This is a genomic window from Croceibacterium aestuarii, assembly GCF_030657335.1.
Taxonomy (GTDB): domain Bacteria; phylum Pseudomonadota; class Alphaproteobacteria; order Sphingomonadales; family Sphingomonadaceae; genus Croceibacterium_B; species Croceibacterium_B aestuarii.
In genome coordinates, this window is record NZ_CP131039.1 from 1,306,165 (window position 1) to 1,331,355 (window position 25,191).

Sequence of the window (25,191 nt, forward strand, 5' to 3'; positions counted from 1 at the left end):
CTGTGGCTGGCGACGAAGACGAGACGAACGGTGCGGTCGATGCCGAGGAACTGGCGTTTGCCGACGAGGACGAACGGCTACCCTGGCTTCAGGCAGACGACGAATATGAAGAACAGGGCGTCGACACCGGGCGGCTCATCGCGTTCGTGTTGGTCGCTCTGGTTCTGCTCGCCGGGATCATTGGCAGCGGCTGGTGGCTGCTCAACGACCGCTCTGATCCCGCGAAAGTCGCCGACGGCAGCACGATCCGAGCACCCGAGGGCCCATACAAGGAACGTCCCGATGATCCGGGCGGCGCCACCGCCGCGGGAACCGGCGACTCCAGCTTCGCAGTCGCCGAAGGCCAGCAAGTCCAATCGCGCGTCGCCGAAGGAAGTGCCGCCCCCGAACCCAGCATCGACCGCGAGCAGGACGCCACGGGCGGTGTCGGCGTGCAGGTCGGTGCCTATTCAAGCCGCGAGCGCGCCGAGCAGGGCTGGCAGTCGCTTTCCGGCCAGCATCCCGCCCTTTCCGGGGTTAAGCACCGAATCCTGCAGGGCGCGGCGGATGGCAGCCCGATCTTTCGCCTCCAGGCGGTCGCCAGCGATGCCGGCGCGGCGCAAGAGCTGTGCAGCAGCCTGAAGGCATCCGGCGCGGACTGTCAGGTCAAGAACTGAGCGACCGGCTGTCCGGGTTTGATGCCGAGCCGGAGCGTGGTTACTGTCCACATTACCGAACGAGCCGGCGCTTGCTCGCATTCGTAAATCCTGCGACTTTCGCAATCTTATGACGCCCGCAATCTTCGGCATTTCAGGTCCTGCGCTGACCGGCGACGAACGCGCGTTTTTCCGCGAGGCGGACCCGGCGGGCTACATCCTGTTCGCGCGCAATTGCGAGAGCCGTGCACAGCTGCGTGCGCTGACCGACGAACTGCGGTCAATCCACGGACGGGAACGCTGCTTCATCTCGATAGACCAGGAAGGGGGGCGCGTCGCCCGGATGAAGCCGCCCGAGTGGCAGGAATTCCCCCCGGGCGAGATGTTCGCACGGCTCTGGGACGTGGCCCCGGCAACCGCCATCGAGGCGGCGCGGGCGAATGCAGAGGCGCTTGGTATCGAGCTCGCGGAAGCCGGCATCTCGGTCGATTACATGCCGCTGCTCGACGTACGGCAACCGGGTTCTCACGACGTCATCGGCGACCGCGCGCTGGGCAGCGAGCCGATGCAGGTGGCAGCCCTGGGCCGGGCAGTGCTCGCCGGGCTGGCGCGGGCCGGCGTTACGGGCTGCGTCAAGCACATGCCGGGGCATGGCCGGGCTATGTGCGACAGTCACAAGGCAATGCCGCTGGTCGAAGCGAGCGAGGAGGAGCTCGAAACCGACATCGAGCCGTTCCGCAGCCTCGCCGACGCTGCGATCGGAATGACCGCGCACGTTCTCTACACCGCTTGGGACGCGGACAGTCCGGCTACGCTCTCCGAGTTCGTCATCCGCGAGATCATTCGCAAGCGAATCGGCTTTACCGGCCTCCTGCTGACCGATGATCTCGATATGGCGGCGCTGACCGGCTCGGTGCCGGAACGCGCCGAACGGGCGCTTGCCGCGGGGTGCGACATCGCTCTCAACTGCTGGGCGAAGATGGAGGACATGATCGGGATTGCCGATCGGCTGCCGCAAATGTCGGACGAGACGGCCTTGCGCTACGAGCGTGCTCTGATCGCTTCCGGCGATAGCGCGACAGCGGGAGACGAGGCCGAATTGCTGGCGAAGCGCGATGCTCTGTTCGAAGCGGCAGGGGTGCAGGCATGAGCGACGAAAGCCTCCTCCTCGGCGACGAAGTCGAGCGCGCTCTCGACGAATGGGGCGGCCCCGGCGCTGCTCCAAGCGACGACGCCGCGCTCTATCTCGAGCTCGACGGCTGGGAAGGGCCTCTCGACTTGCTGCTCGACCTGGCGCGGCGGCAGAAGGTCGACTTGCGCGAGATCTCGATACTGGCGCTGGTCGACCAGTACATCGTCTACATCGAGCGGGCCGAGGCGCTGCGGCTGGAGATCGCCGCCGACTATCTCGTGATGGCGGCCTGGCTGGCATACCTCAAGTCCGCGCTGCTGCTGCCCAAGGAGGAACAGGAAGACCCGAGTCCCGAGGAACTGGCGCTGCGCCTGCAACTTCGCCTGCAAAGACTCGGCGCGATGCGCGAGGCCGCTGCGCGGCTGATGGCGCGCGACCGCATCGGGCGCGACGTGTTCCTGCGCGGCAGCCCCGAAGGCCTGCGGGTCGACCGGGTCAACGCCTGGCAGTGCGATTGGTACCAGCTGGTCTCGACGTACGGACAGATGAAGGCGCGCAACGAGCCGGTGGTGCACATGGTGCGCGAGCGGCCGGTGATGACGCTCGATTCGGCGCTCGACCGGGTTTCGGCCATGCTCGGCGTTACGCTCGACTGGATGGAGCTGCGCCAGTTCCTGCCGCAGCATTCCGATCCGCGTCTCAAGCGTTCGGCGCTTGCCTCCAGTTTCGTCGCCGCGCTCGAACTGGCCCGACTCGGACGGGCGGAAATGCGCCAGGAGGAAATCTTCGGGCCGCTCCATTTGCGTCGGCTCGCATCGTGAAGCCCGACGATCTCGTGCGCGGCGTGGAGGCGACATTGTTCGCTGCCGAAAAGCCGATGTCGGCCGAACAGCTCTCGGCCCATCTCGGCGGTGCCGACGTGCGTGAAGCGCTCGCCGAACTCGCCGATACCTACCGCGAGCGGGGGGTGCATCTGGTCGAGCGCGGCAAGCGCTGGCAGTTCCAGACCGCGCCGGACTTGGCGCACCTGCTGCGGCGGGAGAAAGAACAGGTCCGACGCTTGTCGCGCGCCGCGACCGAAGTGCTGGCGATCGTCGCCTATCACGAACCTGTCAGCCGCGCCGAGATCGAGGCGATACGCGGCGTGCAGACGTCGAGCGGAACGCTCGACGTGCTGATGGAAGCGGGCTGGGTCCGGGTCGCGGGGCGGCGCGAGGTGCCCGGGCGGCCGGTGATCTATGCCACGACACCCGATTTCCTGAGCCATTTCGGACTCGCAAGCCGCAAGGATCTGCCCGGGCTCGACGAACTCAAGGCGGCCGGTCTGCTCGATCCGGTCGACGACGCCTTCGAGGCCTTGACCGGGCAGGATCGGTCCGGAGATGGAGACGAGCGTTTCGCTGAGCCGAACGAGAGCGAAGATGCCGTGCTGGAAAACCGTGAGGAAAGCGCCTAGACTCTGCAGTCAAAGCTTTTGGAGTACTTTCCAGTGAACGTCGGACCATTTCAGATCCTGATTATCGCGCTGGTCATCCTCGTCCTGTTCGGCCGCGGCCGGATTTCGGAGATGATGGGCGACTTCGGCAAGGGCGTGAAGAGTTTCCGCAAGGGCCTGAACGACGACGACGAACCGGCCAAGCCCGCTCAGCCCGCCCAGCGCATCGAAGGCCCTGCCGCCGAGGCCAAGGCTGGCGAAACCCAGCCCACCTCCGACAAGACTTCCCACTGATTCCGGGCGGGAGCGCCCTTCCATGTTCGGTATCGACGCGCAGGAACTGCTGGTCATCGTCATTGTCGCGGTGCTCGTGATCGGCCCCAAGGACATGCCGCTGGCAATGCGAACCGCCGGGCGTTGGATTGCCAAAGTCCGGCGCGTCTCGAACCATTTCCGCGCCGGTCTCGAAACCATGATCCGCGAAGCCGAAATGGAAGAGATGGAAAAGAAGTGGGCGGAGCAGAACGCCAAGATCATGGCCGAGCATCCTGCCGACGCGCCTCCCGAGATGGAGCCGACGGGGGCCCTGCCGGCGCGTTCGGTTCCGGGCGCGAAGGGCGAGGATCCGGTGGTCGAGGGCAGTGCGGAATCCCGCGCCGCGGCGGAGCCGGGCGGCGAGCGCACTCCGCCGGCGGCGGACAAGCAGGACTAGCCTGCGGCCATGGCGTTCAAGCTTCGCGACATCGATGAGACACAGGCTCCGCTGCTCGATCACCTGATCGAGTTGCGCACCCGTCTGGTGCGCGCGGTTGCGGCTTTTGCCGTCGCCTTCTTCGTCTGCCTCTATTTTGCCGAGGGCATCTTCGGATTGCTGGTCAGGCCGCTCGCAGCGGCTTTTCCGGCAGGCCAGGGCAGGCTGATTTACACCAAACTCTACGAAGCGTTCTTCGTGAACATCAAGGTGGCCATGTTCGCCGCCTTCTTCATCAGCTTCCCGGTCATCGCCAACCAGTTGTGGCAGTTCGTCGCCCCGGGCCTCTACGCGCGGGAGAAGAAGGCCTTCCTGCCGTTCCTGATCGCGACGCCAATACTTTTCACGCTGGGCGCGAGCCTCGCCTATTTCATCGTCATGCCGACGGCCTTCAAGTGGTTCCTCGGTTTCGAGGGCACGGCCGGCGGACTGCAGCAGGAAGCTCTGCCGGCAATGGGCGAATACCTCGACCTGGTTATGCGCTTCATCCTCGCCTTCGGAATAAGCTTCCTGCTGCCGGTGCTCTTGCTGCTGCTCAACCGCGCCGGACTCGTGACGCGCGAACAGCTCGCCGGTGCGCGGCGTTACGTCATTGTCGGAATCTTCGTGGTGGGTGCGGTGATCACGCCGCCGGACGTGGTGTCGCAGTTTCTGCTGGCGGCCCCGCTTCTGATTCTGTTCGAAGGCTCGTTGCTACTGATGCGCTTCAGCGAGAAGAAAGCTGCGCGCGAACGAGAAGAAGCGGCGGCATCCGAAGATGCCGCCGCCCCTGTAACGGACAGTTCGGCGGACTGAAGCCGCCGTGTAGTGTCAGCTAGCCGGAAAAGCCTACGGGCTCGTCGGCGCGCTCTTCTCGTCGTCGTTGCTGATCACCAGGATGACTCCCAGCGCGACCAAGCCCGCGATGACCAAGCCGAGACCCGTGCCGGCCAGCGCTTCGCTGTCGGAAGTCTTCGATGCCTGGCGAGCCGGCGCCGCGGCCTGGGCCACAGTCGATCCGAGCAACAGGCTTGAAATCGCGATCGCAGTGCCCGCGGTTCGCATAAGAGACATAAACATCCTTTCAAAACATGCAGCAGCAAACTGCCCCAGCGCAGTTCGCTGCAAGAGCTTGTAACACGAACTCTGGCGAGAACCAAACAGCGAGAAAGAGATTAGTTTTCGCTTATTTGCAGCAGCGCCGCGTTAGTGGGCCGGCAAGTCTAACGCTTAGACCGGCGAGACTCTTCCGGGGCGGTCGTGGCGTCTCCGAACACGCGGATGCCCCCAATCCAGGTCTGGAGGATTTTCGTCGCCCTGATGTGATCGGGGGTCGAGAGCAAGGGATCGCGATCGAGAACCAGGAAGTCGGCTCGCTCGCCCACGTCGAGCTGCCCGAAGCGCCCCTCGGCGAATCCTGCATACGCGGCCCCCGCCGTATAGGCGGCGAGTGCAGCCTCGCGCGTCACCGTTTCGTCGGGATGCCAGCCACCGAACGGCTCGCCGCTCGCATCGGACCGGCTGATTGCGACAGCTATGCCTTCCAGTGGGTCGGGAGCTTCCACGGGAGCATCCGAGCCGAAGGCCAACGGCACGCCGTTCTCCTGCATGGTGCGCCAGGCGTAGGCCCCGGCGAGCCGGGCCGGTCCGAGGCGCGCTTCGGCCATCAGCCGGTCGCTGCTCTCATGCACCGGCTGCATCGAGGCGATCGTGCCGTGCGCGGAGAATCGGGCGCAGTCGGCCGGGTCGACGATCTGGGCATGTTCGACGCGCCAGCGCCGGTCGCCGTCGTAGGTTTCGCTGAGCTCGTCTATCGCGTCGAGCACTTCGGCATTGGCGGCATCGCCGATCGCATGGACCGCGACCTGAAAGTGATCGATTGCCGCGCGGCTCATCAGGTTTCTGAGCTGGGTTCCGTCGAGCAGCTTAAGTCCGGTATTGCCGGGGTCGTCGGCGTAAGGGGCCTTGAGCCAGGCCCCGCGCGAGCCGAGCGCGCCATCGAGATAGAGCTTGAGCCCGTTCATCCGCAGCCGGTCGCCATACAGCCAGACGGTCGGCCCCGGCCCGGCGATGAGCTGCATCGTCGGGACATCGCTGGCATAGGACATTATGCGTATCCGCAGTCGTCCCTCGTCGCCGGCGCGGCGGAAGGTCATCCAGTCCTCGGCACTTGTGCCCATGTCGGCGACCGCAGTAACCCCCTTGCTGACCAGCAATTGCTGCGCCTTGACCAGTGCGAGGTCGCGGTCTTCGGGGCGCGGCGGCGGAACCAGCGTATCGATCAGCGCAGTCGCTGCGTCGACGAGCACACCGGCCGGCGCCTTGCTGCTGGGCAAGCGCACGATCCTTCCACCGACAGGGTCTGCGGTCTTGGCAGTGACGCCCGCCTCTTTCAGCGCAACCGAGTTGGCCCAACCTGCATGACCGTCGACTCTTTCGAGCCAGACCGGTCGGTCCGGCACTGCGGCATCGAGTTCGGCCGCCGTGGGAAAACGGCCGAGACCCCAGGTTTCCTGGTTCCAGCCGCGCCCGATGATCCACGGCCGGTCGGGATGTTCGGCGGCGTAGGCCGCGATTTTCGCCTGGGCTTCCGCGAGCGAGCGGGTGTCAGACAGGTCTAGAGTGAGCAGAGAAAGCCCGAGGCTCATCACATGGGCATGAGCGTCGATGAGTCCGGGTATGACGACATGGCCGTGGCCGTCCTCGCGGTAATCGACCTTTGGCGGTTTGTCGCCGAACTTGAGAACTCGGGTGATGCGCCCCTCGTCGTCGAACACGAGACCGGCAAAGCGAGTCACTTTGCCGTCGCGGTTCACCGAGATGCCGTCGACATTGTCGAGCAGCGTGTCGGCCAGTGCGGGAGCGGGAGAAAGCAGAGCGAGCGCCAGCAGGGCGCGGCGGATCATGTGCGGGGCTCCGGCAGGTGGCGAATCAACGCGCTGGTGTCCTGGCGCGCGCCGCCGTCCGCTTGCACCTGGGCATAGAACTGATCGACCAGTGCGGTGACCGGCAGCGAAAGACCCCTGGATTTCGCTTCGCCGAGCGCGATGGCGAGGTCCTTGCGCATCCAGTCGATTGCGAAACCGAAGTCGAATTCGCCCGCCGCCGTCGTCGGCCAGCGGTTTTCCATCTGCCACGACTGCGCCGCACCGCCCGAAATCGCCTCGAGCACGCGGTCCATGTCGAGCCCCGCTCCCTGCGCGAAGCGAACGCCTTCGGAAAGGCCGGCGAGGACGCCGGAGATGCAGATCTGGTTCACCGCCTTGCATGCCTGTCCGGCGCCGGCTTCCCCGATATGGACGGTTCGCGCACTATAAGCGTCCAGGACGGGGCGCGCGCTTTCCATCGCCCGAAGGGATCCTCCGCACATCACGGCCAGCTTGCCGTTTTCCGCCCCGGCCTGACCGCCAGAGACCGGAGCGTCGAGTGCCAGCACGCCGCGCTCGGCGGCCTCGGCGGCGATGCGCCGGGCAATCGCCGGCGAAACGGTGGTGTGATCGATGAATAATGCGCCAGCGGTCATCGCCGCCAGCGCGCCGCCTTCGGCCAGGACGACTTCGGCGAGATCGGAATCGTTGCCGACGCAGGTAATCACCACCTCCTGCTCGGCGGCGGCTTCGGCTGGGCTTGGCGCGGTCGCGACGTCGAGACCTTCGCCCGAATAACGCTCGAGCCACTCGGCGGCGCGCGCGGAAGTGCGATTGTAGGCGGTGACGCGGTGGCCGCGGCGGGCGAGGTGGCCGGCCATTGGTGCGCCCATCACGCCAAGGCCGAGGAAGGCGATACGCTTGGCTGTTGTCATGGTCGCCTCCCTGCCGTCTTGTCCCAGGCAAAGCAACGCCCTGCGGCTTTCGGGTTTCCCTTGCCATGAATTTTGCATTACGGCCCGCCGCCAATGAGCGAAGCAGATCCCACCTCGAAAGCGGCGCTGTCAGCGCTCACGCTGGCCGACGTCGAAGCCGCCGCCAAGCGGATCGGCGATGCCATCGTGCGAACCCCGACACTGCACAGCAAGACCCTGTCGAAGATCACCGGGGCGGAGATCTGGCTCAAGTTCGAAAACCTGCAGTTCACGGCCGCCTACAAGGAGCGCGGCGCGCTCAACGCCTTGCTGCTGATGGATGAAGACCAGCGCAATCGCGGGGTGATTGCGGCCAGCGCCGGCAACCACTCGCAGGGGCTGAGCTACCACGGAACCCGTCTCGGCGTGCCGGTGACCATCGTCATGCCCAAGACCACGCCGGTGGTGAAAGTCATGCAGACGGAGAGCGTGGGCGGCAAAGTCTTGCTTGAAGGCGAGACCTACGACGAAGCCTATGCCTACGCCCGCGGCCTGGAAAAGAAGCTCGGCCTGACCTTCGTGCACCCGTTCGACGACCCCAACGTCGCTGCGGGCCAGGGCACGGTCGCGCTCGAAATGCTTGCCGATGCGCCCGAACTCGACACGCTCGTCGTGCCCATCGGCGGCGGCGGGCTGATATCCGGCATGGCGACGGTCGCCCGGGCAACAAACCCTGCAATCGAGGTGCTCGGGGTCCAGGCCGCGCTCTATCCGTCGATGTACGACAAGATCAAACATGCCAGCCTGCCGTGCGGCGGCGACACGCTGGCCGAAGGCATCGCGGTCAAGCAGCCGGGCGAATTCACCGCGCAGATTATCGAGGCGCTCGTCGACGACATCCTGCTGGTCAGCGAGCCCGAGCTTGAAAAGGCTGTCTCGCTGCTGTTGCAGATCGAGAAGACCGTGGTCGAAGGCGCCGGCGCAGCCGGGCTTGCCGCGGTCATGGCCCACCGCGATCGTTTCAAGGGCAAGAAGGTCGGCCTCGTGCTGTGCGGCGGCAATATCGACACCCGCCTGCTTGCCAACGTTCTGCTGCGCGACCTGGCGCGCGACGGCCGGCTTGCGCGCCTCAGGATCACGCTCCAGGACCGACCCGGTGCGCTGTACAAGGTGATGCACGAGTTCGACGCGCACAACGTCAACATCCTCGAAATCTACCACCAGCGCATCTTCACCGACTTGCCCGCAAAGGGCCTGGTGACCGACATCGAATGCGAGGCGCGCGATCGCCAGCAACTCGAAATGCTCGTCGCCGCGCTTCGCGGCAAGGGCTACGCGGTTAGCCAAGTGGAGCTGAACTGACCGATTTCAGGGCGGTTTCGTCTTTCGCCGACGGCCTTGTGAAAATTAACCCTGCAACCGGGGAAAATTACGGTTAATAGTCTTCTAAGCGGCGATTCCTGCGGTCATACCGCGGGCATCGCGCAAATTGCTTCTGTTCTGGCTTGGAGAGGACCGCCCAGCACCGTGACGGCCCCGGTACGATTTCCCCGCTTCTTCGTGACGAGCCCTGCGCCGTGCCCCTATCTGCCGGGCAAGACCGAGCGCAAGGTGTTCACCGAGCTCAAGGGGCCGCATGCCGAGGAACTGAACGACGCGCTCGGCCGCATCGGATTCCGGCGCAGCCAGACCGTCGCCTACCGCCCGAGCTGTGCCGATTGCCGCGCCTGTATATCGGTGCGGGTCGTGGCCGGGGAGTTCGCCCCTTCGAGCACCCAGAAGCGCAATATCAAGCGCAACCGGGACATCGTCGCGACCGAGTGCCGGCCCTGGGCCACCGCCGAACAGTTCGAGCTGCTGCAGAAGTATCTCGGCGCGCGCCACCCCGGCGGGGGAATGGCGGCGATGGACGAGATTGACTACGCCGATATGGTGGAACATACCTCGGTCTCGAGCTATGTCATTGAATACAGGGAGCCATCGGTCGACGGAAAGCCGGGTCGTCTAATCGGTGCCTGCCTGACCGACCGGCAAGGCGACGGGTTGTCGATGATCTACAGTTTCTACGACCCGGACCATGAGATTCGCACGGGCCTTGGGAACTACATCATCCTCGATCACATTAGACGAGCAGGTCGGGAAGGCCTGCCCTACGTCTATCTCGGCTATTGGGTCGAGGGTTCGCAACGTATGCAGTACAAGGTGCGTTATCGCCCGCTTGAAAAACTCGGACCTGGGGGCTGGCAGCGTTTCTCAGATGATGAACAGGCCGCGCTTATCGCCGCCGCCGTGCGGCCACGCAGCGCCGTGCCGGGCGTCGAAGGCGGATCCAAGGACGGAACTCCCGGCGGCCAGCACCAGTACAAGATCGCCTGACCGCCTCTGCGGGCGCCGGTTGCTTGCCGCCCTGGCGGCGGGTGCAGCGCTCGTGGGCCAGCCCGTAGCGGCGCAAGACCGATCGACCCTCCCCGAGTTGGAGGACTTGATCCCGGACAGCGCGATCAGCAACCCGGAAGCGTGGGCGGAACAAGGCGTTCCTCAGGATGCTCAGGCGCAAGAGAACGCGCCGCCGCCGGTCGATAGCGAACTGAGCGAAATGCCGCTGCTCGACATCCCCTGGCCCGAGGACCTGGAGCTGCCTGCGGTCGAGCCGCTCGCGCCCGAGCAGGACATCACCTTCGCCGAAGACCTTTCCGCGCCGACGACGCCGAACGTCGGCGACGCGGTGCAGTTGTCGCGCGCGCTGACCGTCGTCTTTCCCACGGATCGCTCCCTGCTCCCCGAACGAGACGATCTGCTGGATCATTTCCGGGAGCTATCGACCATCGAGGAGGACGATGCCGGGGACAACGCCGCACGGCTGGCGGCACAAGCGCGCGAGGACGAGGCTCTGATGGAGCGGCTGCTGCGCATCTATGGCTACTACGATGCGCAGGTCATTCGCTCGGTCGGCGGCGAGGCCACGGGTGACGCCGCCGATTCCGAGCATCCGTCCGTGCGCTTCGATATCCTTCCCGGCGAGCGTTATGCCGTTGGGGCGGTCGATCTGGGCGAACTGGCAAAAACCGGCGACGATTATCGCCAGCTGCTCGGCGCCTTCGGAGTCCACAGCGGCGATCCGCTCAATTCTTTTGCGATCAAGTCCGGCCAGGCCGCGCTGGACAGCGCGCTCGGCGAAGCCGGCTATCCGTTCGCCGCCATCGACGATCCCCAGCTGCTGATAGATCACGACCGCCAGGAAGGGGACCTGACGATGGAGGTCTCGCCGAACGGCAAGTACCGTTTCGGCAAGGTCACCAGCAATCTGCCGAACTTCCTCTCCGGCAAACATCTTGCGACGATCGCCCGTTTCGAACCCGGAGACCTCTACCGGCGCAGCGACGAAATGGATCTGCGCCGCGCGATCCAGGCGACCGGTCTCGTCAGCACCGCCACGGTCACGCCGGTCGAGGTCGCGCCGCCCTCTGGCAACGAGCCGGGCGTGGTCGACATGCAGGTCGAGATGACCAAGGCGAAGCTGCGCACGGTAAAGGGTTCGATCGGTTACGGCACCGGCGAGGGGTTCAAGCTCGAAGGTAGCTGGGAACATCGCAATCTGTTCCCGCCGGAAGGTGCGCTCAAGGTGCGCGCGATCGCCGGTACGCAGGAGCAGCTCGCCGGTGTGACCTACCGGCGCAACAACTTCCTCGGCCGCGACCAGGTTCTGACGATCGACGCCTATGCCAGCACGATCGACTATGCCGCCTACGATGCGCAAACAGCATCGCTGGTCGGCACGTTCGAACGTCTCAGCACCTTGTTGTTCCAGAAGCGTATCAGCTGGTCCGGGGGGATCGAACTGGTCGCCACGAAGGAGCGGACCGCGACGGCCAGCGGCACGCCCGGCGTGTGGCAGACCTACTTCATCGCGGCGCTCCCCGGCTACATTCAGTGGGACACAAGCGACGACTTGCTCAATCCCACCACCGGGTTCCGTCTCTCCGCCAAGGTCTCGCCCGAGGTGGCGCGGACCAACGGCAGCGAAACTGTCTACGTCCGCACCCAGCTCGACGGGTCCTATTACCGCTCGGTCAGCGACAAGATCGTGCTCGCCGGGCGCGCGCGTCTTGCCAGCATCCCCGGGGCCCCGGTGGCCGATATCGCCCCTTCGCGGCGGCTCTACGCCGGCGGCGGCGGGTCGGTGCGCGGTTACGGCTACCAGAAAATCGGACCGCAGAGCGCGATTGGCGATCCGACCGGCGGACGTTCGCTGGCCGAGTTCTCGCTCGAGGCGCGAATCCAGACCGGCCTGCTCGACGGTGCGCTTGGTGTCGTTCCATTCGTGGATGCCGGCACGGTAGGTTCCGGTTCCACCCCCGACTTCGGCAATATCAAGATCGGCGCCGGCATCGGGCTTCGCTATTACACCAGCTTCGGACCCGTCCGGGTCGATCTTGGTGTCCCCATCAACCCCGGGCCGAACGATGCCAAATTTGGCGTCTACGTCGGCCTGGGCCAGGCGTTCTGATGGCGGAGGAGGACGAAATCGACGCCCCCGCGGCGGACGGGCACGGGCCGCTGCACGGCCTGCGGGTCGCCGGGCGCTGGGTTGGCCGCATTGTCGCCGGGCTGGTCCTGCTGATCGGGCTCGCGGTGGTGTTCCTGCACACGCCGCCTGGCCGGCAGTTCATCGTCGATCAGATTTCCAAGTTCGCGCCGGCCAGCGGTCTTTCGGTCTCGGTCGGCCGAATCAGCGGCTCGGTGCTATGGAACGCCACGCTTTACGACGTGACGTTCCGCGACGCCGATGGAACGCTGTTCCTGAAAGTGCCCGAGGTCGAGCTCAATTGGCGACCTTACAAGTTCCCCTTCTCCGGGCTCGATGTGCGCAACCTCGTGTTGCACGACGGCACGCTCTACGCTGCGCCCGATCTGAAACCCGGCGACCCCAACGCTCCGATCCTCCCCAATTTCGACATCCGGGTGGATCGCTTCGTGATCGACGACCTGCACGTCGCCAAAGGCCTGCTGGACGAGGAACGGACCGTCAACTTCAATGCCTCCGCAAAAGTGACCGACGGGCTAGTAGAGCTCGATGCCGACGGCGCGCTGGGCGGGGGCGACAAGTTCAGCGTGCTGGTCGCGGCCGAGCCGGACGACGATCGGTTCGATCTGGGGCTCGACTACCGCGCGCCCGCGGGCGGGCTGCTGGCATCCTTGGTCGGTGCGCAGGAGGACATGACGATCAAGCTCGAGGGCGACGGCACCTGGAGCAAGTGGGACGGTACCTTCATCGCGCGGCAGGGGGGCGATCGACTGGCCGATTTCGAAGTGCAGAACTTCGCCGGCCGATACGTCATCGCCGGCCAGGTACGCACGAACGAATATCTCACCGGCATTCCCGCCCGAGCGCTCGGCCCGAGCCCGGTCGTGGTGCTGGTCGGCAATCTCAAAAACAGCGTCGCGAGCGGCGCGCTCGCGCTGCGCGGCAAGGGGCTCAAGCTGAGCGCGCACGGCGCGGTCGATCTTGGCCAAAACGCATTCGAGACTGTGCGCGTGAACGCCGTCTTGCGCGACCCGTTGCTGCTCGGGGAGAACATGCGGATCGAGGGGGCAAAACTCAGCGCCACCCTCGACGGGCCATTCCGCAAGCTCGATGTGCCGTTGGACCTCACGGTTGCGCGCGCAAACCTTTCGGGCACCGTGATCGAGGGGCTGGAGCAGCACGGGACCCTCCGCTGGAACGGAGACCGGCTCGCCTTGCCGCTCGACGCCAGCGTCGAGCGGATCGCCAGCGGCAATGCCATGCTCGACCCGCGGCTGGTTAATGGCACTCTTCGCGGCGAGGTCACGCTGGCGAACGGGCAGATCACGGCGGACAACCTGCGCTTGAACTTCCCTGGCCTGGATGCCCGGTTGACGCTGCGCGGCGACACCGCGCGCGGCGGGTACGCCTTGGCCGGCCCGGTCGAGATGCGCGGTCTGCAGCTCGACAACGTCGGCACGCTGGATGCCGGGGCGAAAATCCTCTTCAAAACCGGCAACGGCGTGCCGTGGACGCTGGCCGCCAACTTCACCGGGCGGCTGACCAAGGTCAGCAATGCGACGCTCGCCAACATCGCCGGCGACAACATCCGGTTCGACGGCGGGGTGAGGCTGGGCGCCGGCCAGCCGATTTCATTTTCTAAGACGACGCTCAAGTCGAGCAAGCTCTCGCTCACGCTCGACGGCAAGGTGCAGGGCGGCGAGACCACGCTGGTCGGCAGGGGCCGCCACGTCGACTACGGCGGGTTCACCGTCGAGGCCGCCATTGCCGCAGACGGACCGCACGCCGAACTCGTCTTCGCCAGCCCGCTGCCTGCGGCGGGCCTGAAGGATGTGCACGTGGCAATCGCCCCGACCGAGAACGGTTTCGCCATCGACACGAGCGGCCAGTCGTTGCTTGGGCCGTTCGATGGCGCCTTGCGGCTCGCCATGCCCGCGGGCGGACCGGTCAGCGTGACGATCGACCGGCTCAACGTTTCGGACACCGCTGTGACCGGGTCGCTGACCATCGTCGAGGGGGCTGCCAAAGGCACGTTGAGCCTCGCGCAGGGCGGCGTCGATGGCACCCTCGCCCTGGCCCCGCGCGGCGGCGGGCAGGGCTTTGACGTGAACCTGACCGCGCGCGACGCCCGCTTTGGCGGGGCTACCCCGCTGACCATTCGCCGAGCCAATCTTACCGCCACAGGAACGATCGGCGGCGGGAGCACGACGATTTCGGGCCAGGCCCAGGCCCAAGGGATCAGCTATGGAAGCCTGTTCATCGGCCGCTTCTCAGGCCGCGCCAACGTCGTCGATGGGGTGGGCAAGTTCGACGCGGCGCTGACCGGCCGGCGCGGCAGCGGCTTCGACTTGCAATTGACGGGCAGCGCCAGCTCTGGCCAGGTCGCCGTTGCGGTGAAGGGCAAATACGGCTCGCGCACCATCTCCATGCCGCGTCGGGCAGTGCTCACCAAGCAGCCCGACGGCAGCTGGGAACTGCGCCCGACGCAGCTAAACTATGGCGATGGCCGGACGATCCTCGAGGGGCGGTTCGGCGGGACCCAGCCGATGCACGGCAAGTTCAGCCTCGACAAGATGCCCCTGTCGCTGATCGACGCAGTCGGCGGCGATATCGGCCTCGGCGGGACGATCTCGGGCATCGTCGAGTTTTCGGGCGGCGCCGGCGGCGCGCCGACCGGCGAGGCGCGCGTGATGGTCAAGGGCCTGACCCGCTCGGGCCTGGTCCTGACGTCGCGACCGATCGATCTTGCGCTGGTCGCGCGGCTCTCGCCGACGATACTGCAGACCCGGGCGGTCCTGAAGGACGAGGGCGGCGTCAAGGGGCGTCTGCAAGGGCGCATTGCAATGCTTCGGCAGGGCGGGTCCCTGTTCGAACGGCTGCAGGACGGCGACCTGCGCGCGCAGATGCGATACGACGGGCCGGCGGCTTCGCTGTGGCGGCTTGCGGCGCTCGATCTCCTCGACATCAACGGCCCGCTGCGCGTGTCGGCCGATGTCACTGGCTCGCTGCGCAACCCCGAGGTCGTCGGTACCATCGCCGGCGACAGTCTACGGGTGCAGAGTGCCCTTACCGGCACCGACCTCAAGCAGGTAAAGGCGCGCGGGCGGTTCTCCGGTTCGCGGCTCCGGCTGACCAGCTTCTCCGGCACGGGGCCGGATGGCGGCAAGGTTACCGGCAGCGGCACGGTCGATCTCTCCAACCTCGGTCAAGGACGCGGGCCGGCTATCGACCTGCGGTTGGCGGCACGAAACGCACAAGTCCTCGCCTTGCCGAACATGAGCGCCACCGTTACCGGCCCGATGCGCATCGTCTCCGACGGTGTCGGTGGGACGATCGCCGGGCGGCTGCAAGTCGACAAGGCGCACTGGCGGCTCGGCGCCGCCGCAGCGAGCGAAGAGTTGCCCGACATCGCGACTCGCGAAATCAACGTCCCGGCTGACGTCGCCCCGGCCAGGAAGGTCGGCGCGCCGTGGCGTTACCTGATCGACGCCAGGGCGCGCGACGGCGTGAAGGTCGACGGTATGGGGCTCGACAGCGAGTGGAGCGCCAATATCGTCTTGCGCGGCACCACCGCGGATCCGCGGATCGGCGGCACGGCCACGATCGTGCAGCGCCAGGGTTTCTACAGTTTTGCCGGGACCAGGTTCGACATCACGCGCGGGGTCATCAGCTTTGACGAATCTGCGCCGCCGGACCCGCGGATCAGTCTTCTCGCCGAAACCTCGGCCAACGGCATAAGCGTTCGGGTCAGCGTCAGCGGACGGGCCACGCAACCGGAAATCCAGTTCGAGTCGACGCCCTCGCTGCCCGAAGAAGAGATCCTCGCGCGATTGCTGTTCGGCGGCTCGATCAGCAACCTCAGCGCGACCGACGCCCTGCAGCTCGGCGCGGCGCTGGCCAGCCTGCGCGGCGGCAGCGGTATCGATCCGATCAACAAGCTGCGCCAGGCTGTGGGTCTCGACCGCCTGCGCATCGTCCCGGCCGATCCCGCGCTCGATCGCGGTACCGCGCTGGCGCTCGGCAAGCGCTTCGGTCACCGGTTCTATGCCGAGATCATCACCGACGGCCGGGGTTATACCGCGACACAGGTGGAGTTCAGGATTACGAGCTGGCTATCGCTGCTCGCGACCGTATCCTCGCTCGGGCGCGAGAGCGCTTCGCTTGAGGCTTCGAAGGATTACTGAGGCGCCCCGCTAGCCAGCACCGGCATCGTCGAACGTCTTGAGCACGGCGTTGAGCGGGATCGCGACACCGTTGTTGGCGGTGAGAGCCTCGCCGGCGATCTCGGCCTGCGCTCCGTCCTCGCCGGTTACGGCGATGGTGTCGCCCGACTTGCTGAAAGTCAGCGTGTGATTGCCCATCGTTTCGACGTCTACCGAACCGCCCTTGGCGTCTATCGCGCTCGCGATGTCCTTGGGCGTCATGTACCCGGGGAGGATGTGATCGCGCAGGATGGCCGCCAGCACCGCTTTCCGGGCCGGGTTGCGCAGATCGTCGCCTATCTCGCCGAGGGCATCGAAGGCCGCGTTGTTCGGGGCCAGGAGGGTATAGGACCCGGCGCCGTCGAATACCTGGGCAAGCCCGGTTTCTCCGAGCGCCTCGGAAACGGTGCTGAGGCTGGAGTCCGCCGAGATCGCTCCGGCCAGAGTATCGCTGGCGGTGATCCGTTCCGGTTCTTCCGGCTGGCTTTTGTCGGCCGAGTTGCACGCGCCCAGCGCGAATAGGGAAAGTGCGGCAAGGGCAGCGAGCGGGTGCGGGTGAGATGTCATGCGAAGCTCCTCAGCCTGCCAGCAATTCGATGGCTGCGGCCACGATCTGCGTCTTGGGATCGACCTGGTAGATATAGCCGTCGCTGTAGCGATAGCTCCGGTCGGGCCCATCGGCGTACTGCGCGCGATAGGGGCGGGGGACGTTGTAGACGTCGTAGCCCGGCGGCATCGGCTCGCCGACGCGGATGTCGTCGCCCGAAAGCAGCGCGGCTATCGAGGTGATCCCGGCGCTCTTCGGATCGACCCGGTAGAGCACGTCGTCGGCATAGCGATAGCCGCCTGAAGGCCCGAGGTCGTAATAGTCGACGTAGTAGTCCGGCACCGGGTGCGGTGCGTAAGGCATCGGCCAGGGATTGCCGATCGACAGCGCCCCGCCCAGCAGGGGAATGTATCCACCCACGCGGTTTCCGTCGAGGCGCAGTAGATAACCGTCGGCATAGCGGTAGCGCCCGCCTCCGGTCGCGAGACTGCCGAGGCCCCACCAGTCGGGCGGAAACGCCGTATAGCGGTATCTCGGTTCTACTGTCGTCGCGAGGCCTGGTGGCAGACAGCCGTCGTGCTTCTTGGCGAGCCCCGGCGGACATCCGTCGATCAGGCCGCGCTCCTCGCGGCCGTTCCACAGCTGGCGCACCCCCGGGCGATCATAGACATGCCGTCCGTCGGCAAGGACGCGGACGTCCGCGGTCGGCGGGCCCGCACGGGCATTCGGATTGCGCTCGCTGGCCCGCGCTGCCAGCGCCGGGCCTCTGGCTTCGTTGCTGCCGTGATCCTTCGACGTATTGCTGTTTCTGTTCGCGTTGGCGTTCATGTTTCCCGGCGCGGCCGGCTTGTCCGTTGCGGCAGGCACGCGGGCGGCTTTTGCCGGCGGTCCGCGGTTGTCTTTCATCCCGGCCGCCATCGCCGACTTGCCGTTTCCGTGGGCCGCCTCGCCCGGCTCTATAGCTCCCTCGCTGCCTCGATCCTTGGCGGCCGCGCTGTGTGCGGCCGCGCTCATAGCGTTCTTTCCATTGCCCGGATTGGCGTTAGCCCCGGCCGCGAGCATCGTTGCCGCAGCCAGGGCAGACATCGCGTACTTCATTCGAACTCTCCTCGTCGCGGCAACGGGGCGCGCGACGGGCCAGTTCCCGGATATCGGACGAGCCGAGCGGGGTTTTCGAATGAGGCCGGGCGAAGGAAAAGTGCGAGGCAAAGCAAAAAGGGCGCCCGGTTTCCCGGACGCCCTTTTCCCTTGGCGCAATCCGCGGGCGGATCAGGCCGAGTAATACATGTCGAATTCGACGGCGCAGGGCGTGGTCTCCATGCGCAGGACCTCGGGCCACTTGAGTTCCATGTAGGCCTCGATCTGGTCTTTGGTGAAGACATCGCCCTCGAGCAGGAAGTCGTGGTCGGCGGCCAGACTGTCGAGCGCCTCGCGCAGCGAGCCGCAGACGGTGGGCACTTCGGCCAATTCGGCAGGCGGCAGATCGTAGAGGTTCTTGTCCATCGCTTCGCCCGGATGGATCTTGTTCTTGATCCCGTCGAGCCCGGCCATGAGCAAAGAGGCGTAGCACAGGTAGGGATTGGCCATCGCATCGGGGAAGCGGAATTCCACGCGCTTGGCCTTTTCGCCCGTGCCGTAGGGAATGCGGCAGGACGCCGAACGGTTGCGCGCCGAATAGGCCAGCAGCACCGGCGCTTCGTAGCCCGGGACCAGGCGCTTGTAGCTGTTGGTCGTCGGGTTGGTGAAGGCATTGAGCGCCTTGGCGTGCTTGATGACGCCGCCGATGAAGTACAGGCACGTTTCCGACAGCCCGGCGTAACCGTTGCCGGCGAAGAGCGGCTTGCCGCCGTCCCAGATCGAGATGTGGGTGTGCATGCCCGACCCGTTGTCGGTCTTGATCGGCTTGGGCATGAACGTCGCCGTCTTGCCGTAGGCCTGCGCGACCATCATCACCACGTACTTGTAGATCTGCATCCGATCGGCGGTGGTGGTCAGCGTGCCGAAGGTCAGGCCGAGCTCGTGCTGCGCCGCGGCCACCTCGTGGTGGTGCTTGTCGCAGGGCAAGCCCATTTCGAGCATCGTCGCGACCATTTCGCCGCGGATGTCGGTGCAGCTGTCGACCGGGGCTACCGGGAAATAGCCGCCCTTGGCGCGCGGGCGGTGGGCAAGGTTGCCGCCTTCGAGTTCGGCGCCGGTGTTGGTCGGCAGCTCGATGTCGTCGATCTGGAAACCCGAGCCGGCATAGCCGTCCTCGAAACGCACGTCGTCGAACATGAAGAACTCGGCTTCGGGGCCGACGTAGACGGTATCACCGAAGCCGGCCGACTTGACGAAGGCCTCGGCGCGCTTGGCGGTGGAGCGCGGATCGCGCGAATACCATTCGCCGCTCGAGGGTTCGACGATGTCGCAGAAGATGATCATCATCGGGGTGGCGGAGAAGGGGTCGACATAGATGGCGTCGAGGTCCGGCTTGAGGATCATGTCGGATTCGTTGATCGCCTTCCAGCCTTCGATCGACGAACCGTCGAACATCAGGCCTTCCTCGAGCTCGTCTTCGCCGAGCACGCTCGACACCATCGTCAGGTGCTGCCACTTGCCCTTCGGATCGGTGAAGCGAAGATCGACCCACTCGATCTCCTCGTCCTTGATCCGCTTCACGATATCCTTTGCACTGGCCATGGTCGTCCTTCCTTGAAGAGCTTTTTTCGTTCGTGTTTGCGGGAAGCGGGAAACCGCTTCCGGGATTGTCTCAGATCGCGGCGTCGTCCTTTTCGCCGGTGCGAATGCGCAGCGCGGTGTCAATGGTGCTGACGAAGATCTTGCCATCCCCGATGCGCCCAGTCTGGGCGGCGCCGGCGATCGCCTCCACCACCCGTTCCGCCTGATCGTCGGTCACCACGACCTCGAGCTTCACCTTGGGTAGGAAATCGACCACATACTCGGCGCCGCGATAGAGTTCGGTGTGGCCTTTCTGCCGGCCGAATCCCTTCGCCTCGGTCACGGTGATGCCGGATACGCCCACTTCGTGCAGCGCTTCCTTCACCTCGTCGAGTTTGAAGGGCTTGATGATGGCTTCGATCTTTTTCACGTGACCCCTGCGAGCAATGCCGGCGCCACCCCAGTCGGCGGGCCGGACGATCCGACAATGTCCCGGCAACCATTCTTCAAGAATCGTGCCAAGGCGCGATGTGACCGACCTAGACAATCGCCGGCGTGCCGAAAAGGGCGGAATCGCAAGATTCTCCCGTTCCGCGGCAATCGTGGAGAAATTTTAGTGCGTTGTGCATGCCCGCCGAAAAGGCAGCGTTGCCCAGGAAACGGGCAGGCGGCGTCAGAGGCGCAGCCCCGCGGTCTCGTCCAGCCCGGCCATCAGATTGAGCGACTGCACCGCCGCGCCGCTCGCCCCTTTGCCGAGATTGTCGAGCACGGCGACGAGCCGCGCCTGCGATCCGTCGGGCGAGGCGAACACGTGAAGCTCCATCGCGTCCGAGGGCCGGCGCGACTTGCGCAGCAGCAGTTCGCCGTCATCCGGCGGGGTCCCCATGCGCACGATCTCGCTGCCGGCGTAGAACTCGGTCAGCGCCTCACGCATGGCCTCGGTCGCGCCCGCATTCGGCATTGCTGTTAGAGGGAGCGGAATCTCGGTCACCATTCCGCGGTGCGCCGGAACGACGGCGGGCGAGAACAAGGGAGGGATGGAGAGGCCGCAGCGTTGCTGCATCTCGGGCACGTGCTTGTGGCCGAGCGCCAGGGCGTAGCCGCGCCAGGCGATGTCGCTGTCCTCCTCGAAGCGGGCGATCAGCGCCTTGCCCCCGCCCGAATAACCCGACACCGCGTTGCAGGTGTAGGGCCAGTCGGCAGGCAATAGCCCGGCACGGACGAGCGGCGCGACGAGCGCGATGAAGCCGGTCGAATAGCAGCCGGGGTTGGAGACTCGCCGCGCCGAGGCGAGGGTATCGCGGCCGACGATTTCGGGAAAACCGTAGACCCAGCCCGGCGCAGTGCGGTGCGCGGTCGAGGCGTCGATCACGCGGACCTCGCTGCCGGGCTCGATCAGCGAGACAGCCTCGCGCGCGGCGTCGTCGGGCAGGCAGAGGATGGCGAAATCGGAGCCGTTGAGCGCCTCGGCCCGGGCGGCCGGATCCTTGCGCCTGTCGCCTTCGAGCACGACGAGCGAGAATTCACTGCGTCCGGCAAGCCGGCCGCCGATCTCGAGGCCGGTGGTGCCGGCCGCGCCATCGATGAACACCGTGCGGATCATGCGACCGCCGGTTCGAGCCGGTCGAGATGGACGTACCCGACGGGACCTTCGAGCGAGACGCAACCCCATGCGTAAGCCCCGGCGACGTCGAGAACTTCGAAACTGTCGCCTTCGATCAGCGTGCAGAGCTCTTCCGCTCCGTCGCCGGTGTCGGCGAGAAGCGGTGCGCCGCCCGGCATCACGGCGCGCGGCTGGGGCACGGCATAGTGCGGCACGAAGTGTTTGCCGGCCAGGGCGATGTGCGCCAGGTCGCCGCGCAGGGGCACGGTCCGCGGGTCCGGTTTTTCCACCGGCCCGGCAAGGGTGTACAGACCCTGTCCGTGCGCTTTGCCGCTCATTTCCTTGTCTGCCGCTCCGGTCGCGTGGTTTCAGGCCGCGGCGCTTAGACCGCGCAGCCCTCGCGAGCAAGCTGGCCGGGGCGAGCCGTGCTCAGCCATAGCGTTCCTGCAACATGCCCCAGGCGGCGCGCAACCCGCACGCGGCGCCGCCTTTGGGCCGGCCGGGCTTGGCCGCGGGTCGCCAGGCAAACGTGTCGAAATGGGCCCAGTCGATGTCCTCGCCGACGAACTTGTCGAGGAACAGCGCGGCGACGCTTGCCCCGGCGAAGCCGTTGCTGGGTGCGTTGTTGGTGTCGGCAATGTCGGACTTGAGCCACTCGGCATAGGCGCCGTGCAGCGGGAGCCGCCAGACCGGATCGTCGTGCGCCTTGCCTGCGGCGAGCAGCGCCTCGGCCGTCGCATCCTGGCGTGCGAACAGCGCCGGCAGGTCCGGCCCCAGCGCGACGCGCGCCGCCCCGGTCAGGGTGGCGAAGTCTACGATGAAGTCGGGCTCGCCCTCGCTCGCCAGCGTCAGCGCATCGCCGAGGATCAGCCGGCCTTCGGCGTCGGTGTTGCCGATCTCCACCGTAAGCCCCTTGCGGCTCGTCAGGACATCGCCGGGACGGAAGGCGTTGCCGGCGATGGCGTTCTCGACCGCGGGGACGAGACACTGCAGGTGAACCTTCGGCCCCGCGCCCATGACAAGCGAGGCGAGCGCGAGCGCGTGTGCCGCGCCGCCCATGTCCTTCTTCATCAGCAGCATGCCCGCCGCCGGCTTGATATCGAGGCCGCCCGAGTCGAAGGCCACGCCCTTGCCGACCACGGCGAGGCGCGGGTGCTTGGGGTCGCCCCAGATGAGCTCGATCATGCGCGGTGCGTGGCTGCGCGCGGCGGCGCGGCCGACCGCGTGGACCATCGGGAATTCCTGCGCCAGCGCATCGCCGCGGGTGACCTTGACCTGGCCGCCGTGCTGCTTGGCGAGCTTTTCGGCGACCTCTTCCAGCGCAGCCGGTCCCATGTCCTCGGCCGGGGTGTTGACGAGGTCCTGCACCAGCATCGCCGCCTTGGCCTCGGCCATCGCGGCGCCCGCCTTGTTCGCTTCCTTGGTCAGCAGGATCCGCGGGCCTTCGCCGTCTTCGTCCTTGTAACGGCCGAAGCGGTATTGCGCGGTCTGCCAGCCATAGAGCGCCGGGCCGGGCTCACCGTCGGCGCGGCGGTATACTCCTGCCGGCAGCGTCTCGGCCAGCTTGGCCATGCACCAGCTCGACAGGTCGTCGGGATCGGCGACCCCGCCGACCGCGAACCAAGTGTCGCCATCGGGCACGATGCCGACCTGATAGCCGCTGCCGTCGAATTTCTGCCCGGCAAGCGCTGCGCGCTGCGGGGCGGAAAGGGTCTTGGCCCAGCCGTCGAACCCGTCCTTGCTCACGAGGTGGATGGGGATTGCGTCCTGTCCGCGATCCGGCTGGATAAGGTCGTCTTTTGTGCTCATAAGCGGCCCATTGCCCGTTTGCCCGAAGGATTCCAATGCCCATCCGCATCGCCCCGAGCCTTGCCGTGCCCCTGGCGCTGCTGGCGCTCGCCGCCTGTTCCTCTCCCGAGGAAATTGGTGACAAGGTCGGCGCCAAGCAGGATTCCGCCGCGGCGGGCGGCAGCGCGACCGCCAGCGCGCAGGCGGACGCCAAAGGCGGGGCCCACGCGGTCAAGGAGGAGACCGACCTCTACCAGTTCGAGATGTCGTGGCCGCAGCAGGCCGGCAATCTGCCGGCGCTGGCGGCAAGGCTCAAGGCCGAAGAGAACAAGGCGCGCCAGAAGCTGAAAGAGGAGGCGGAGGAGGACCGCCAGAGCGCCAAGGACAACGATTATCCTTTCCGCAAGCACAGCTGGGTGGAGGAATACAAGGTCGTCGCCGACCTGCCCGGATGGCTCAGTCTGACCGACGATTTCTACAGCTTCTCGGGCGGGGCGCATGGCAATTACGGCCGTTCCTCGCTGGTCTGGGACAAGGCGGCGAGCGAAGGCCACGAGGGCATCGACCTGTTCGCCTCGCCGGAGGTGCTGCAAGCGGCGCTGGGCCGGACGCTGTGCGATGCGCTCGATGCCGAACGGCTCAAGAAGCGCGGGGCGGACTATGTGTCGAGCGGGATCGACGAATTTGACGCCTGTCCGGGATTGGACGAAGCGACGATCATCGTCGGTTCTTCCAACGGCAAGACCTTCGACCGGGTCGGAATCTATTTTGGTCCCTATGTCGCCGGACCCTACGCCGAGGGCGACTACGAGCTCGATTTCCCGGTCGATGCCGAAGTGCTCGATGCGGTGAAGCCGGCCTATCGCTCGGCGTTTTCGATCAAGCGCTGAGCCACTCGCAATTCCGGCGGCCCCTCGCTACATGGGCTCCATGACCGAATACCAGCACATCACCGGCACCGAGACCGTCCTGCGCGACGGCACCATCAAGCTCCACGGCCCCGAGGGGTTCGAAGGCATGCGCAAGGCTGGGCGTCTGGCGGCGGAAATCCTCGACGAACTGGCGAGTTTCATCGAGCCCGGCGTCACCACCGGGCAGATCGACGATCTCGTGCGCCAGATGACGCTCGACGGCGGCGCGGTCCCGGCGACGATGGGCTATCGCGGCTATGCACATTCGTGCTGCACCTCGATCAACCACGTCGTGTGCCACGGCATCCCGGCCGACAAGGCGCTGAAGGACGGCGACATCGTCAACGTCGACGTCACGCCGCTGCTCGACGGCTGGCACGGCGACACCAGCCGCATGTTCCTCGTCGGCGACGTTTCCCTGAAGGCGCGGCGGCTGGTCGAGGTAACCTACGAATGCCTGATGATCGGCATCGACAAGGCCAAGCCCGGCGCGCGGCTCGGCGATATCGGCGCGGCGATCCAGAAACATGCCGAGGCGCATCGCTATGGCGTGGTGCGCGAATTCTGCGGCCATGGCCTCGGTCGCCTGTTCCACGACGCCCCCGAAGTCGTCCACGCCGCCAAGGCCGGGACCGGTCCGGAACTGAAACCCGGCATGTTCATGACCATCGAGCCGATGATCAACCTCGGCAAACCGTGGGTGAAGCTGCTGAGCGACGGCTGGACCGCGGTGACCCGCGACAAGTCACTGTCGGCGCAGTTCGAACACTCGATCGGGATTACCGAGGACGGGAACGAGATCTTCACGGCGAGCCCCAAGGGGCTGGACAAGCCGCCTTACGGCTGAGGCGAAGGGGACTTACGCTGCTAAGGGACGTGAACTGACTTTATCTCCCACTTCGATCCGGTCTCCTCAGACAATTTCGCGTGAAGGGTCAGGTCGCTAACTGGCTCCGTAGCGGTTGTAAGGTCTACTAGTCCAAGCCAATACCCATCCATCCAACGGTAAACGGATCGCTCCCAAGTAGCGTCATCTAAGGGCGCCAGTCTGTCTCCATAAGCTGATACATTTGCCGCGATTTGGTTCGCTATCGAGGTGGAAATTGTCGCGACATCTTTGACGGGATTTTCGACGAGCCTGTAGTCACCGACCACGAAGGCAGCGGCAATCTGCCGAAAGGTATCACGCCAGAGCTCCGGAATAGGATGCTCCGAGTCATCCTTTTGCATAGGTTTTTCGGCCA

Annotated in this window: 24 protein-coding genes; 13 read left to right on the plus strand and 11 right to left on the minus strand. The window is 66.0% G+C overall.

Annotation, left to right across the window (positions count from 1 at the left end; genetic code table 11):
• Window positions 1-2 precede the first annotated feature (2 nt).
• The 7 genes from Q7I88_RS06250 (at window position 3) to tatC (ending at window position 4,748) form a co-directional block, all read left to right on the plus strand.
• Window positions 3-656 carry an SPOR domain-containing protein gene (locus Q7I88_RS06250; protein ID WP_305098182.1) on the plus strand — a complete coding sequence of 218 codons (654 nt, stop codon included), beginning with the start codon at window positions 3-5 and terminating at the stop codon, window positions 654-656.
• Window positions 657-765: 109 nt separating this feature from the next.
• A complete protein-coding gene (gene nagZ, locus Q7I88_RS06255) occupies window positions 766-1,785 on the plus strand; it encodes a beta-N-acetylhexosaminidase (RefSeq protein ID WP_305098183.1) in 1,020 nt (339 codons plus the stop codon).
• Complete coding sequence (locus tag Q7I88_RS06260; protein WP_305098184.1) at window positions 1,782-2,588, plus strand: segregation and condensation protein A; 807 nt, start codon at window positions 1,782-1,784, stop codon at window positions 2,586-2,588. The genes nagZ and Q7I88_RS06260 overlap by 4 nt, the downstream gene beginning before the upstream one ends.
• A 56-nt stretch (window positions 2,589-2,644) precedes the next feature.
• Window positions 2,645-3,223 carry an SMC-Scp complex subunit ScpB gene (scpB, locus tag Q7I88_RS06265; RefSeq protein WP_439648382.1) on the plus strand — a complete coding sequence of 193 codons (579 nt, stop codon included), beginning with the start codon at window positions 2,645-2,647 and terminating at the stop codon, window positions 3,221-3,223.
• A gap of 33 nt (window positions 3,224-3,256) precedes the next feature.
• Window positions 3,257-3,496, plus strand: a complete 240-nt coding sequence (gene tatA, locus Q7I88_RS06270; RefSeq protein WP_305098185.1) for a twin-arginine translocase TatA/TatE family subunit — start codon at window positions 3,257-3,259, stop codon at window positions 3,494-3,496.
• 22 nt (window positions 3,497-3,518) lie between these two features.
• The gene (gene tatB / locus Q7I88_RS06275) at window positions 3,519-3,914 is read left to right on the plus strand and encodes a Sec-independent protein translocase protein TatB (RefSeq protein WP_305098186.1); all 396 of its coding nucleotides are present in this window, start codon (window positions 3,519-3,521) and stop codon (window positions 3,912-3,914) included.
• 9 nt (window positions 3,915-3,923) lie between these two features.
• Window positions 3,924-4,748, plus strand: coding sequence for a twin-arginine translocase subunit TatC (gene tatC / locus Q7I88_RS06280; RefSeq protein ID WP_305098187.1), 825 nt, complete (start codon window positions 3,924-3,926; stop codon window positions 4,746-4,748).
• Between the two features lie 33 nt (window positions 4,749-4,781).
• Here the strand turns inward: tatC and Q7I88_RS06285 are convergent, their stop codons facing one another.
• From Q7I88_RS06285 to Q7I88_RS06295, 3 genes are all read right to left on the minus strand, one after another.
• Window positions 4,782-4,958, minus strand: a complete 177-nt coding sequence (locus Q7I88_RS06285) for a hypothetical protein (protein WP_305098188.1) — start codon at window positions 4,956-4,958, stop codon at window positions 4,782-4,784.
• Between the two features lie 197 nt (window positions 4,959-5,155).
• The gene (locus Q7I88_RS06290; RefSeq protein WP_305098189.1) at window positions 5,156-6,838 is read right to left on the minus strand and encodes an amidohydrolase; all 1,683 of its coding nucleotides are present in this window, start codon (window positions 6,836-6,838) and stop codon (window positions 5,156-5,158) included.
• Window positions 6,835-7,734 (minus strand): NAD(P)-dependent oxidoreductase, encoded by a 900-nt coding sequence (locus Q7I88_RS06295; protein WP_305098190.1) that lies wholly within the window; start codon window positions 7,732-7,734, stop codon window positions 6,835-6,837. Before Q7I88_RS06295 ends, Q7I88_RS06290 begins: the two co-directional genes overlap by 4 nt.
• Window positions 7,735-7,827: 93 nt before the next feature.
• Here Q7I88_RS06295 and Q7I88_RS06300 point away from each other — a divergent pair, with 93 nt between their 5' ends.
• The 4 genes from Q7I88_RS06300 to Q7I88_RS06315 all read left to right on the plus strand — a co-directional run bounded on the left by Q7I88_RS06300 (window position 7,828) and on the right by Q7I88_RS06315 (window position 16,422).
• A complete protein-coding gene (locus Q7I88_RS06300) occupies window positions 7,828-9,075 on the plus strand; it encodes a threonine ammonia-lyase (protein WP_305098191.1) in 1,248 nt (415 codons plus the stop codon).
• Window positions 9,076-9,240: 165 nt separating this feature from the next.
• Window positions 9,241-10,089 carry an arginyltransferase gene (locus Q7I88_RS06305; protein ID WP_305098192.1) on the plus strand — a complete coding sequence of 283 codons (849 nt, stop codon included), beginning with the start codon at window positions 9,241-9,243 and terminating at the stop codon, window positions 10,087-10,089.
• 52 nt (window positions 10,090-10,141) lie between these two features.
• Window positions 10,142-12,220: an autotransporter assembly complex protein TamA gene (locus Q7I88_RS06310; RefSeq protein WP_305098193.1), complete on the plus strand. Its 2,079-nt coding sequence runs from the start codon at window positions 10,142-10,144 to the stop codon at window positions 12,218-12,220.
• Window positions 12,220-16,422 (plus strand): translocation/assembly module TamB domain-containing protein, encoded by a 4,203-nt coding sequence (locus Q7I88_RS06315; protein ID WP_305098194.1) that lies wholly within the window; start codon window positions 12,220-12,222, stop codon window positions 16,420-16,422. The genes Q7I88_RS06310 and Q7I88_RS06315 overlap by 1 nt, the downstream gene beginning before the upstream one ends.
• 9 nt (window positions 16,423-16,431) lie before the next feature.
• Here the strand turns inward: Q7I88_RS06315 and Q7I88_RS06320 are convergent, their stop codons facing one another.
• The 7 genes from Q7I88_RS06320 to Q7I88_RS06350 all read right to left on the minus strand — a co-directional run bounded on the left by Q7I88_RS06320 (window position 16,432) and on the right by Q7I88_RS06350 (window position 23,057).
• Window positions 16,432-17,007, minus strand: a complete 576-nt coding sequence (locus Q7I88_RS06320; protein ID WP_305098195.1) for a fasciclin domain-containing protein — start codon at window positions 17,005-17,007, stop codon at window positions 16,432-16,434.
• A gap of 10 nt (window positions 17,008-17,017) precedes the next feature.
• Window positions 17,018-18,085 (minus strand): hypothetical protein, encoded by a 1,068-nt coding sequence (locus Q7I88_RS06325; protein WP_305098196.1) that lies wholly within the window; start codon window positions 18,083-18,085, stop codon window positions 17,018-17,020.
• A 171-nt stretch (window positions 18,086-18,256) separates the two neighbouring features.
• On the minus strand, window positions 18,257-19,666 hold the full coding sequence (gene glnA, locus Q7I88_RS06330) for a type I glutamate--ammonia ligase (RefSeq protein ID WP_305098197.1): 1,410 nt from the start codon (window positions 19,664-19,666) through the stop codon (window positions 18,257-18,259).
• 70 nt (window positions 19,667-19,736) lie between these two features.
• Complete coding sequence (locus Q7I88_RS06335) at window positions 19,737-20,075, minus strand: P-II family nitrogen regulator (protein ID WP_305098198.1); 339 nt, start codon at window positions 20,073-20,075, stop codon at window positions 19,737-19,739.
• 243 nt (window positions 20,076-20,318) lie between these two features.
• On the minus strand, window positions 20,319-21,248 hold the full coding sequence (gene argC / locus Q7I88_RS06340; RefSeq protein ID WP_305098199.1) for an N-acetyl-gamma-glutamyl-phosphate reductase: 930 nt from the start codon (window positions 21,246-21,248) through the stop codon (window positions 20,319-20,321).
• Window positions 21,245-21,586 (minus strand): SH3 domain-containing protein, encoded by a 342-nt coding sequence (locus Q7I88_RS06345; RefSeq protein WP_305098200.1) that lies wholly within the window; start codon window positions 21,584-21,586, stop codon window positions 21,245-21,247. Before Q7I88_RS06345 ends, argC begins: the two co-directional genes overlap by 4 nt.
• Window positions 21,587-21,677: 91 nt before the next feature.
• On the minus strand, window positions 21,678-23,057 hold the full coding sequence (locus Q7I88_RS06350; RefSeq protein ID WP_305098202.1) for a leucyl aminopeptidase family protein: 1,380 nt from the start codon (window positions 23,055-23,057) through the stop codon (window positions 21,678-21,680).
• A gap of 35 nt (window positions 23,058-23,092) precedes the next feature.
• On the opposite strand from Q7I88_RS06350, the gene Q7I88_RS06355 reads away from it, so the two are divergent.
• Both Q7I88_RS06355 and map read left to right on the plus strand, forming a co-directional pair.
• Entirely contained in the window at window positions 23,093-23,926 is an 834-nt protein-coding gene (locus tag Q7I88_RS06355) for a DUF4163 domain-containing protein (protein ID WP_305098203.1), read from the plus strand.
• A gap of 40 nt (window positions 23,927-23,966) precedes the next feature.
• A complete protein-coding gene (gene map / locus Q7I88_RS06360; protein WP_305098204.1) occupies window positions 23,967-24,794 on the plus strand; it encodes a type I methionyl aminopeptidase in 828 nt (275 codons plus the stop codon).
• 20 nt (window positions 24,795-24,814) lie between these two features.
• Here map and Q7I88_RS16565 read toward each other — a convergent pair whose 3' ends face one another.
• Window positions 24,815-25,177 (minus strand): DUF7668 domain-containing protein, encoded by a 363-nt coding sequence (locus Q7I88_RS16565; RefSeq protein WP_439648383.1) that lies wholly within the window; start codon window positions 25,175-25,177, stop codon window positions 24,815-24,817.
• Between the last annotated feature and the right edge of the window lie 14 nt (window positions 25,178-25,191).